The following is a 12,281-nucleotide window of genomic DNA, read 5'->3' on the forward strand; positions in this document are numbered from 1 at the left end:
ATTAAAACATTGCATTATGGTTATCGACAAATTAGAAAATCTGGAAAAGTACGTAGCTTTGAATCCTTTGTTCGTACAGGCTGTGGAGTTTCTGAAATCCACTGACCTGAATGCGCATGAAATAGGGAAGGTGGTCTTGAAGGAAGGCGAACTGACCGTCAATTTCTCGCAGACCCGCCCGAAAACGAAAGAAGAGGCCAGGATTGAAACGCATGACAATTTCATCGATATCCAGATTCCGCTGTCGGGAGTGGAGCTGATGGGCTATATGCCTCGCACAGATCTTCCGGAAGCTTCTTATAATCCGGAAAAGGATATAACTTTCTATGAAGGTCTGGCCACCGACTATCTGACTGTCAAACCGGGGATGTTTGCCATATTCTTTCCTGAAGACGCTCATGCGCCGGGGGTAACTCCGGATGGAGTAAAGAAAGTGATTGTGAAAGTTCGCGCGAAATAATTGTCAAACAAAATAACTGATACTATGGATGAGGTTTTGAATATCATCAAAAATGATCCGTGGCTGGAGCCGTATGCTGATGCCATCAACGGACGTCACCAACACGCTGTTGCCAAGGAAAAAGAATTGACGGGGAAAAAGAAATTGTCGGACTTTGCCGACGGGCACCTTTATTTCGGACTGCACCACACCGACAAAGGATGGGTGTTCCGCGAATGGGCGCCGAATGCTACAGAGATTTATCTGATCGGCGATTTCAACGGGTGGAAAGAAATGCCGGCCTATAAGATGAAGCGTCTGCGCAACAGCGGCAACTGGGAAATCAAGCTTCCGGAGAAAGCGATGAAGCATGGCGACCTTTACAAGCTGAAAGTTCACTGGGAGGGAGGCTGCGGAGAGCGTATCCCGGCATGGGCAAGAAGGGTTGTGCAGGACGATGTCACAAAAATATTCAGCGCGCAGGTGTGGAATCCTGAAAAGCCGTACAAATTCAAGAAAAAGGCCTTCACGCCAAACGTGGGTCCGCTTATGATTTATGAATGCCACGTAGGAATGGCGCAGGACGCCGAACGTGTGGGCACTTACAATGAGTTCCGCGAAAATGTGCTTCCGCGCGTGAAGGAGGACGGCTACAACTGCATCCAGATTATGGCCATCCAGGAACATCCTTATTATGGCAGCTTCGGCTATCATGTTTCAAGTTTCTTTGCTCCTTCCTCACGCTTCGGAACGCCTGACGAACTGAAGCAGCTGATTGATGCGGCTCATCAGATGGGCATCGCCGTAATTATGGATATCGTGCATTCGCATGCGGTGAAGAACGAGGTGGAGGGACTGGGCAATTTTGCCGGCGATCCGTGCCAGTATTTCTATCAGGGCGACCGCCGGGAACATCCGGCCTGGGACTCTCTCTGCTTTGACTATGGCAAGAACGAGGTGCTGCATTTCCTCTTGTCAAACTGCAAGTACTGGCTTGAAGAGTTCCGCTTCGACGGATTCCGTTTTGATGGAGTGACTTCGATGCTCTATTACAGCCACGGTCTGGGCGAGGCTTTCTGCAACTACGGGGACTATTTCAACGGACATCAGGACGACAATGCAATCTGTTACCTGACCTTGGCCAACAAGCTGATTCATGAAGTCAATCCGAAGGCAATCACCATTGCCGAAGAGGTGTCGGGCATGCCGGGACTTGCCGCGCCGATAGAAGATGGCGGGTACGGTTTTGACTACCGTATGGCGATGAATATCCCCGACTACTGGATCAAGATAATCAAGGAACGGCGTGATGAGGACTGGAAGCCGTCGAGCCTGTTCTGGGAAGTGACAAACAGGCGTAAGGATGAGAAGACCGTTTCCTACTGTGAAAGCCATGACCAGGCTTTGGTGGGCGACAAAACCATTATCTTCCGTCTGATTGACGCTGACATGTACTGGCACTTCAGGAAGGGTGATGAGAACGGCGTGGTGGAGAGAGGCATCGCTCTGCACAAGATGATCCGTCTGCTCACGGCCTCTACCATCAACGGCGGTTACCTGAACTTTATGGGAAACGAGTTCGGCCATCCCGAATGGATCGACTTCCCGCGTGAGGGCAACGGATGGTCTTACAAATATGCCCGCCGCCAATGGCATCTGGTTGACGACAAGAGCCTGTGCTATCATTATCTGGGCGATTTTGACAAGGCGATGGTGCATCTGCTCACCGATGTGAAGAACATCCAGAAATCGGATGTGATCGAAGTCTGGCATAACGACGGAGATCAGATTCTTGCTTACCGCAGAAAAGACCTGGTATTTGTGTTCAACTTCAACCCGACCCGTTCATTCACCGACTATGGTTTCCTGGTTCCGCGCGGAGCATACGATGTGGTGCTGAATACGGACAACAAGGCTTTCGGCGGCTTCGGATTCTCTGACGATTCGCTCCGCCACTTTACTTGCGCTGACCCGCTCTATGCGAAGGACAAGAAAGAATGGCTGAAATTGTACGTACCTGCCCGTTCCGCCGTAGTCTTGAAACGGGTGAAAGCTTAGTTTTTGTTTATGAGTTATTACGCCAATTCATTTCATAAGAAGGCCGCACGCATCATGATCGTGGTTTGCGGTCTTCTTTTTTCTGTTTTCAGTTTTGTTTATCTGTATGTGTTCCAGCGCGAGATGCTTGAAGCTCTGCACTATTCGCTGGCGCATGGGAAGACGCATTTTGCTCCGGCGGTGAGTGCCATTGTCATCACGCTGATTCTGCTGCTGCTCAGATGGGGGGTGAACAGCCTGCTGGGGCTCAAGGGATATGTGCGCGCCTTGTCGTATGTCCCTTCCTTTCTGGTGCTGTGCGCTTTGACGGACGTTGGGCGCGATGTCTATACCTCGTCGTACCACTCATGCTGGGTGTGGCTTCTTCCGCTTCTGATCATTGTCTTTATAGGCGTGACATACTGGTTGAGGGGAGTGTTCAGAATCCGTTTGAACCAGGAAGACAATACGATGGGGATTGTCAACGGCAATCTGTTCATCCTGCTTGTCTTGTGCGTAATGACTGTTCTTTGCGGTAATTCAGACAGGTCATTCCATCATGAATTGCAGGCCGAATATTATCTCCGCAACCGCGACTACGGACGGGCGATGCAGGTGGGCGAGAAGTCGCTCGAAGCCAGCCGGACATTCACTGCCTTGCGCGGCATGGCCATGGCGCGGACAGGTTCGATGGGCGACCGTTTGTTTGACTATCCGCAGTATTATCGTTCGGACGGGCTTTTCTTCCCCGATGATTCATTGCAGACGCTCCGGTATACAAACGATTCCATCTATTACCTTTTGGGGGCAAGGCCGTATAAGGGGGAGGACCGGAATGTCTTTCTCCGCAACATCTGTTATAAGGGAACCGGAAAATATACTTCGCTCGACTACTATCTGTCGGCGCTGCTTCTTGACAAGAATCTGGAGGAGTTTGCAACGGCGGTAAACGACTTCTTTGAACCCGAAGATACGCTGCCCCGCTTCTATCGTGAGGCGATGGTGCTCTACCATTCACAGCGTTCCGACTCCGTCGCTTTAGCGGCGAGGGATTCGTCGTGCGTGCGCCGGTTTATGGAGTATAAAGAGAAGGGAAAGGAGTATGTTTCGGCCAAGGAGCGCGAGAACTGGCTGCGCAGGCATTACGGAAATACTTACTGGTGGTATTTTGATTATCAGAACTGACAGAATCTGTTTTTTAATGAAAGTATTGGTTATCAACGGAAGTCCGCGGAAAAAGGGAAATGTGGCCCGGATGCTGGCTGCCGTCAGGGAAGAGGCGGAAGAAAGGGGGTTCGACGTGACCTGCCTTTCTGTGTCTGATCTGAAGGTGGCTCCATGCACGGGGTGTATGGTGTGCCGCAGCCGTCTGAGCTGTGTCTTGCCTAAGGATGACGCGCAGCGGGTGCTTGGGCTGATAGAGGCTTGCGATGTCCTTGTGGTTGGCGCTCCCTGTTATTGGGGAAATATGCCCGGGCAGTTGAAAGTGCTGTTCGACCGGATTGTCTATGGCATGATGGGAGAGAGCGCAAGCGGCATTCCGAAGCCGCTGCACAAAGGCAAGAAAGCGATTCTTGTGGCTGCCTGCACGACTCCCTTTCCGTTCAACATTCTGTTCGGCCAATCCCAGGGAGTGGTCAGGGCCTTGAAAGAGATTCTGAAGTGGAGCGGATTCAAGGTGGTGGCTGCAGTGCAGCAGGGCGGGACGAAGAAGCGTCCGGTCACCGAAAGGAAACTCCGTTCCTGCCGCAGAGCTTTAAGAAAGATATAGGGTGTTTCAGACTTATATGGAGTATGGAAGAGTCCGGATGCCGTATCTGCTGTGGCAGGGAAAGATTTCATACTGGCATATGGCCGCAGGCAAGGCACTCCGCCAATCCGGACAAGGAAAAATCTGTATCTCCAGCCTGAAGATATAAATCTCCAGGCTAAAAACATACATCTCCAGCTTGAAGATATGCATCTCCAGTCTGGAGATGAACTTTTCTGCCTCAGCCGTTGTCTGGACTAGCCTTTTTTCGTCTTTTTCCTGACTTCGTCAACGCGTACCCCAAAATTCATCAGCAAACAATGGAGCGATACGTTGATGCCGTTTCATAAGCATAGTCCTATTGATAGTCTGCTTGCTTTGAGGCAATGTAATCTGTATAGTCACTATAGTTTTAGCAAGTTCGAGCACCTTGTCCACACTCATATTTATGCCGGATAGTTTCAGCAGACGTTCCAATTCCTTGTAAACTTTCAAGGCCACGAAGCAGATACAGACATGAGCTTCTATCCTACGACGTGTAAAGTGAAACATTGGTCTTATCTCAATCTTTGATTTTGATATGCGGAAGGCCCTTTCAACATGCCATAGGTTATGGTAGGCGGCATATACGTCATTGACAGGTATATTCGTATTGGTAAGGTATCCTTTGAGACCATCCCATTTCGCATCTTTCTCCAGTTTCTCGTAATTGATGGTCACTTTCACATCTCCTTCCATTTTCAGAAACTTGTTGTATCCGCGCTTGTTGATATTGTCTTGAGTAAGCGTACCTCTTCGGTATGCCTTCTCCAGACGGCGTATCCCTTTCTCCCGGTTATAAGCATCCTTTCGGGCACGGTCTTCCGTATATCCGACCTATAACCTCTGTCCGTTGCCTTTATCGTATTCAACCATCTGGCAGTCTGTCTTAGGCTGCTCCAGTATCCATTCCTGTATCTTCCTGCTCTCGTTCCTGATTTCCTTGGAGAAACCCGTTTTGCGAAGCTCGTCCTCATAGTCCGCTTCAAAATAGAGTGTGGTGACATCATAAAACAGCACACCGATATGGCCGCCTAAAATCTTCTTTGTGTGAAGGACGCTTATGTCCTGAACTATCTTATGCTGGTTATCGCTCAGTTTGTCCAAATAACGATAGATCTTCGACAGGCTGACATCTTCATCAAAATGATTCTTCAGATACTTCACTGTGGCAGATTTGCTTGCAGGATAAGACAAGCGGGCTTTTACAAGTTGGCGGAACACCTCATCATCTATCCTGTTGAAGCCCACATTGTCAAGGACACGGTCAAGTATCAGGTCCGCTCCATTGATGGAGATGTTGGTTATGCACGAAAGCATCTGTTCGGCATTCAGAAGTTCTGCATCACACTTCTTACGTTCCTCACCGAAAAGATCCAGCCGTGGATGGCGGCGTTCCTGTTCCGCATCTATCCATTTACGACCTTTCATTATGAGAGAATCTATCTCTTCTTGAGTACGCGCTATACCTATAGTGGCAAGCTCATTCATCTTGCCGTTGACCTTTTCAACGACTATGACACCTACATTGCCTGATGGGTATTTCTTTTTACGTATAAACATATTTTTGTACCGTGTCACCCTAAAATGGGTGACACAAAATTACAAAATATTGTTTATCAGCCAATTATAATATTGAGGTTTTTTGAGTGACGAAGTCAGGAAAAAGAGTCGTTTGACAGATTCATCGTATGTTTTCAAACTCCTGTCCAGGCCGTAAATCCTTGTGTGAAGAAACATAAACGTAATATCTTCGCAATATCTATGTTTTAACACACTTATATTTTTGCGGCGTTTTCGATAGCTATCTTATGAGTTTGGAAACGTTTCTTTGCATTTTTGTCAATCCGTTAACGGACAAAATCAGAAGAAGGACAACCTGTTTCCATAACACTAATTTTTATAGCCCTTTCTTTGGTTGTCCGAAAGGGAAAACGCAAAAAATACACTCGTTAAATGGAAAAACATGCTTACGGTTTCCGCTATCTGGCAGGATTGTTATGCGCGGCAGGTTTTCTGCAAGTTTCCCCGTTGGGGGCTTCCAATCCTGCCACTGAAACAGGATATATGCAACAGCAAACCCGTAACTTGGTTACCGGAAAAGTAGTTGATGCAGCAGGAATGCCCATCATTGGTGTCAATGTAATAGAAAAAGGAAACGGCAGCAACGGTACGATCACCAATATCGATGGCGAATTTTCTGTCCGTGTAATCCCGGGAGCTACATTGGTCATTTCTTATATCGGTTATAAAACCCAAGAGGTAAAGGTGGAGTCAAGCCAGCCCTTGCACATTACACTGCAAGAAGACAGCGAACTGTTGGGCGAAGTGGTGGTTACGGCACTGGGTATCAAACGGGAAGAAAAAGCTTTGGGCTATTCTGTGCAGAAAGTATCGGGAGATGCGCTCAACACTGTGAAATCAGTGAATGTGGCTACCAGCCTTACCGGTAGGATTGCCGGACTGAATGTGCAGAACAGTACCGAATTTAACGAGGCTCCCACGCTGACCCTTCGAGGAGAAACCCCTCTGCTTGTGGTGGATGGAGTGCCTTACCAGAACTTGACATTAAGCGATATCGCTTCAGACGACATCGAGTCGGTAGACGTATTGAAAGGAGCGACAGCCTCAGCCCTTTACGGCTCGCGCGGAGGCAGCGGAGCCATCATGGTCACTACCAAAAAGGGCGGAGGCGAAGGATTGCAGATACAGATCAACAGCAGCACCATGTTTAATGCCGGATACCTGCGCCTGCCTGAAGTGCAGACTTCGTACAGTACCGGACAGGCTGGCAAATACCTTGCGGGAAGCTACGTATGGGGCGACAAGATGGACATCGGGCGGGAAGCCTTGCAGTATAATCCTTATACTTATGAGTGGGAAATGCGTCCGCTGGTGTCGGTGGGCAAAGACAACCTGAAGAACTTCCAGGAATTGAGCTTCGTTACCAACAACAACGTCAGCGTGACTCAAAAAGGCAAATTGGGAAGTTTCCGCACTTCGCTTACGCACGTGTACAACAAAGGACAATGGCCCAATGAAAAGCTCAACAAAATCACTTACAACGTTTCCGGTACCATGAATGTCGGGAAATTCAGCGCCGATGCCGGACTTTCCTACAACAAGCGTTTCTATCCGAACATGGGAGGAACAGGTTACGGAGGAAGCGGCTATCTGTATAACCTGCTCATCTGGAGTGGCGCCGACTTCGACATACGCGATTATAAGGATTATTGGATAAAAGGCCAAGAGGGACAGCAGTCCAACTGGATGGACCGCAGCTGGTATGAGAACCCTTACCTCATAGCCAATGAAGTAACCACGTCCAATGACTACAACCTTGTAAACGGATACATCAACGCTTCTTATCAGCTTGCTCCCTGGCTGAAAGCAACCCTGCGCTCGGGCGTTGACTTTTACAGCAGCAAGACGGAATGGAAGACGCCCATAGGCTCCACGGCGGGATGGGGCTCGAAGAAAGGTTATTACGGCATCCGGAACAACACCGGTTTCAGTACCAACAACGACTTGTTGCTGATGGCAGAGAAACAATGGGGAGATTTTTCGGTAGACGGATTCATCGGAGGCTCTATCTATTACTACAATACCAGCAGCCTGACGGGAGAAACACAGAACGGAATCATTTTGCCCGGCTACTATTCGCTGGCGGCTTCCGTCGAACCTTCTACTTCCAGCAAGAGTGTCACAGGCAAGCAGGTAAACTCTGTCTACGGAAAAGCAGCCGCTTCGTGGCGCAGCACCGTCTTTCTGGAGGTGACCGGACGTAACGACTGGTCGTCTACCTTGCCCGAAGAAACACGTTCTTATTTCTATCCTTCTGTGGCAGGAAGCGTGGTGCTTTCCGAATTCGTTCCCCTGCCTTCCTGGACCAACTTCTGGAAAGTGCGCGGTTCGTGGACAAAGACCAAAGACGACACAGGCGTATACGACATCAACCGCGTATATTCCGTAAGCACTAATGTCTGGGATAATATGACAGCCGCCTATAACCCGCGTACCATCCGCAGCGCCACGCTTAAGCCTTCGGAATCGCGCACTTATGAAATTGGTATGGCACTCAGTTTCCTGGGAAACCGGCTCCGGGTGGATTATGCTTATTACAACAAAGAAAACTATAACAACATCCGCAGCGTTTCACTCAGTCCCACCACAGGTTATACAAGTGCTCTTGTAAACTATGGCGAAACGCAAGTGCGAAAAGGACATGAAATCACCGTTTCGGGAGATATCATCAAGCGTGAAGATCTGATGTGGACAGCTACTTTCAACTGGGCGCGCGACCGCTACTATTACGGAGATGTCGACCCCGTATATTCTACCCAGAAGCCGTGGGTAGCCAAGGGAGAACGATGGGACTGGATCTCGGCATACGACTACCAGCGCGACTCGGAAGGGAATATCATCCACAACAGCGAAGGACTGCCGCTTATCAATCCTTATGAAAGCATACAGGGATATACCTCGCCCGACTGGATCTGGGGCCTTTCCACTACCTTGAGATGGAAGAACTTCACTTTCGACATAGCTGTAGACGGCCGTGTGGGAGGTTTGGCGCACGCGCAGACCGAACAGGCATTATGGAACTCTGGCGCACATATCGACAGTGACAACCAGTACCGTTATGAAGAAGTGGTGAACGGCAACATTACATTTGTGGGCGATGGCGTGAAGCTGGTTTCGGGAAGTGCCGAATGGGATTCTTACGGAAATGTGTTATATGATGACCGCGTATTCGCACCGAATGATATCCCCGTGTCTTACGAATCATACATGACCACTATGAATCCCTACATCGGTACCGTACGCACGCAAAACTTGCTTGACCAGACATTCATCAAACTGCGTAACGTGGCGATCAGCTATACCCTGCCCGCAAGCCTTTGCCAGAAGATGAAGCTGAAAGGCCTTACTGTGGGTGTCATCGGCCAGAACCTGCTGATGTGGACCAAGGAATTCCGTTTCTCTGACCCTGACAAAGGCTCGGACGATATCAACACGCCTTCTACCCGTCTGGTAGGCTTCAACATTAAACTTGACATTTAAATACAGAATAATCTATCCGTATGAAACATATCAAAACCATAGCTGCAGGCGTTGTTTGCACCCTGCTGGCAGGATGTTCCAATTTTGAAGACATCAATACCAATCCGGATACTCCCACCAACGTAAACTCCTCCTTGTTGGCGACAGGCGCTATTCATGGGATACTGGCACCGTCGAGTTCGGGAAAGACATTCGTTACCCATATGTTCATCACCAAATACCTGGGATGGGGCGAGGGAGCCGTAGACGGCCAGTACAATGATTTCGGGCGTGCCAGTTTCAGCGACTATGCCTACCTGCAAGACTACAAGAACATGGCAGAGCTGGCTCCGGAGAGCAACAAGTCGGCCTACGAAGGACTGGCGGCCTTGTTGAAAGCCTATGTGCTTTTCAACCACACGCTGGAAGTGGGAGATATCCCTTACAGCCAGATTCTGCAAGGAGAAGAAGGTTTGCTTACACCCGTTTATGACACGCAGAAAGATGTATGCTTGGGTGTCCTTGAGGATTTGCAGGAAGCATACAGCAAACTCTCGGCCGCACAGGATTTCAGCGGTGACATTGTTTTCGGCGGCAGTGCCAGGCAATGGGCGAAGGTGGCGACTGCCTTGCAGCTGCGCGTGCTTATCAACCTCTCTAAAAGAGAAGACGATGCCGACCTGAATGTAGCCCAACGTTTCCGGGAGGCTTACCAGAACGGACTGCTCATGGAAAGCAACGAAGACAACCTGCAACTTGCTTTCTCTGACAAAGCCGGGCAATACTATCCATACAACTCGTCTACCAACCGTCACTGGGCTTATGCCATGCTGTCTGACTTCCTGGTAAAACTGCTGAAAGACAATCAGGACTACCGCCTCTTCTATTACGGACGGCCGGCACAGACCCAGCTTGACGCGGGCGTAGCCGCCGCTTCGTGGGACGCTTTTGTGGGTGTAGACCCTACTGCTCCTATCTCGGAAGTAAAAGACCACTATGCGGCAGGCGACTGCAGCGGGCTTAATCCCCGGTACGTGGATTATATTTCCGGCGAACCTTACATTCAGTTGGGCTATGCCGAACAGTGCTTCATCCTGGCGGAAGCTGCGCTGCGCGGCTGGATTTCGGCTGATGCCAGCCAGCTGTATAAGCAAGGCATACGCGCCAGCATGGAATTTATCTATGACCATACGCCCGACAGCGAAACTTATCACTACGGCCATCCGCTGACTGACACTTACATCGACAGTTTTCTTAAACAGTCTTCCGTGCAGCTCTCCGGCAGTTTCGATGAGCAGTTGCGCAAAATCATGGAGCAGAAGTACATTGCCGCTTTCATGCAGCTGCCTTATCAGCCTTATTACGACTATCGCCGCACCGGTTATCCCGTGCTGCCTGTCAATCCGGAAACCAGCCAGAACTTCAACGCGCCGGACAAATTGCCCATGCGCTGGCAGTATCCCGACGTAGAGATTTCTTATAATACCGAAAATGTGGAAACAGCCATCCAGCGCCAATACGGTTCGGACGAAGTCAATGGAGTGATGTGGATATTACAGTGAAAAGGGTAACTTTGCATACATGATGAAACAACTGCTTCTATTTTTGTTTTGCCTGCTGCCGGCAGGGCTTCGGGCAAATACGGATACCGGCAAGCAACTGAAAGTGTTGCAGCTTAATGTCTGGCAAGACGCTACGCAAGTAGACGGTGCTTTCGAGGCAATCGCAGACGAAGTCGCGGCCCATCGTCCCGATATAGTCACGCTGTGTGAAGTGAGGGATTATCATGGCATACACTTTACTGATAGCCTGTGCCGCAGCCTGCGCGGAAAAGGTTTGCTGTATTATACATGTCCCAGTAAAGACGGAGGCATCCTCAGCCGTTATCCCATTATGGAAAGCGGAGCGTTGGATTCGGTCAGCATCAACCGTGCCGTCATCGATGTGGAAGGACGGCAGATGGCCGTTTATGCCGTTCATCTGGACTACACGCATTATGCCTGCTACTTGCCTCGCGGCTATGACGGAGTGACATGGAAAGAATGTCCTCTTCCTGCGGCGGTGGAAGAGGTGCTGGCGCAGAATGATGCTTCACAGCGTCCGCGCCAGATCAGGATAATGATGCGCCATGCCGAGAAAGACATTGAAAAGGGAATGCCTGTCGTTGTTGGGGGGGACTTCAATGAGCCTTCATGGATGGACTGGCAGGCGGATACAAAGGACCTGTACGACCATCACGGGTTCATTGTGCCGTGGACTACCACACGGCTGCTGCACGAAGCCGGCTACCACGACGCTTACCGCACGGTCTATCCCAGCGCGGTGACACACCCCGGCTTTACTTGGGTGGCTTCTAATGAAGATGCGGAGATCGGCAAGCTGGCCTGGGCACCCAAAGCGGATGAACGGGACCGCATCGACTTTATTTTCTACAAGGGCACCGGTGTCCGGTCTGTGAAAGCCGCCGTTCTTGGTCCGAAAGCTTCCGTCATTCGCGGAAAGCGGGCTGATGAAACTTCTCAGGATCCCATCATCGAACCGCAAGGCACGTGGCCCAGCGACCACAAGGGCGTGCTGGTAACTCTGGAGTGGCAATAAAAACCTCTTTGCCGTCGGCCGGACAGCAAAGCGGAGGTTGCTGCGGAAAATCTGTATCTTTAGCCTGGAGATATAAATCTCCAGCTTGAAGATGCATATCTCCAGACTGAAGATATATAGCTTCAGACTGAAGACAAACTTTGATGCGTGAAGCTTCGGATTTCCGGATCCGCGCGGGAAGGAAAGGAAAAGGGAAGAAAGAGAATAAAAAAAGGAAAGCGACTGCTGGGGAACTGCAGTCGCTTTCGTCTTTAGGAACAAACGCTTTTGTCCCTACAGTTGATACTTTCACAAGCACCAGACTGTATAAATACTATGAAAAACACTAGTATAACCGCGAACTCGCGATAAAAGTTTTTGCATATCCGTAAAAAC

The 12,281-nt window shown here is 49.8% G+C and carries 7 protein-coding genes and 1 pseudogene; 7 read left to right on the forward strand and 1 reads right to left on the reverse strand.

Features of this window, described 5'->3' with window-relative positions; genetic code table 11:
* The first annotated feature begins 16 nt into the window (after nt 1-16).
* The 4 genes from QUW60_RS03675 to QUW60_RS03690 are packed head-to-tail and all read left to right on the forward strand — an operon-like array spanning nt 17 to nt 4,247.
* Entirely contained in the window at nt 17-460 is a 444-nt protein-coding gene (locus QUW60_RS03675) for a NanQ anomerase/TabA/YiaL family protein (RefSeq protein ID WP_258337645.1), read from the forward strand.
* Nucleotides 461-484: 24 nt separating this feature from the next.
* Nucleotides 485-2,497 (forward strand): alpha amylase C-terminal domain-containing protein, encoded by a 2,013-nt coding sequence (locus tag QUW60_RS03680; RefSeq protein ID WP_258337644.1) that lies wholly within the window; start codon nt 485-487, stop codon nt 2,495-2,497.
* Between the two features lie 9 nt (nt 2,498-2,506).
* The gene (locus QUW60_RS03685) at nt 2,507-3,661 is read left to right on the forward strand and encodes a DUF6057 family protein (RefSeq protein ID WP_258337643.1); all 1,155 of its coding nucleotides are present in this window, start codon (nt 2,507-2,509) and stop codon (nt 3,659-3,661) included.
* Between the two features lie 16 nt (nt 3,662-3,677).
* Entirely contained in the window at nt 3,678-4,247 is a 570-nt protein-coding gene (locus tag QUW60_RS03690) for a flavodoxin family protein (RefSeq protein WP_289558508.1), read from the forward strand.
* Between the two features lie 267 nt (nt 4,248-4,514).
* Here QUW60_RS03690 and QUW60_RS15145 read toward each other — a convergent pair.
* A pseudogene (locus tag QUW60_RS15145) lies at nt 4,515-5,828 on the reverse strand (IS1634 family transposase).
* Between the two features lie 393 nt (nt 5,829-6,221).
* Here QUW60_RS15145 and QUW60_RS03700 point away from each other — a divergent pair.
* Genes QUW60_RS03700 through QUW60_RS03710 form a run of 3 tightly spaced genes read left to right on the forward strand, consistent with a single transcriptional unit; the run spans nt 6,222 to nt 11,906 of the window.
* Entirely contained in the window at nt 6,222-9,329 is a 3,108-nt protein-coding gene (locus QUW60_RS03700) for a SusC/RagA family TonB-linked outer membrane protein (protein WP_289558510.1), read from the forward strand.
* 20 nt (nt 9,330-9,349) lie between these two features.
* Entirely contained in the window at nt 9,350-10,870 is a 1,521-nt protein-coding gene (locus tag QUW60_RS03705; RefSeq protein WP_289558512.1) for a SusD/RagB family nutrient-binding outer membrane lipoprotein, read from the forward strand.
* A gap of 19 nt (nt 10,871-10,889) precedes the next feature.
* The gene (locus tag QUW60_RS03710; RefSeq protein WP_289558514.1) at nt 10,890-11,906 is read left to right on the forward strand and encodes an endonuclease/exonuclease/phosphatase family protein; all 1,017 of its coding nucleotides are present in this window, start codon (nt 10,890-10,892) and stop codon (nt 11,904-11,906) included.
* Nucleotides 11,907-12,281 lie beyond the last annotated feature (375 nt).

Origin of the sequence: Bacteroides gallinaceum, from assembly GCF_030373775.1 — a bacterium.
Taxonomy (GTDB): domain Bacteria; phylum Bacteroidota; class Bacteroidia; order Bacteroidales; family Bacteroidaceae; genus Phocaeicola; species Phocaeicola excrementipullorum.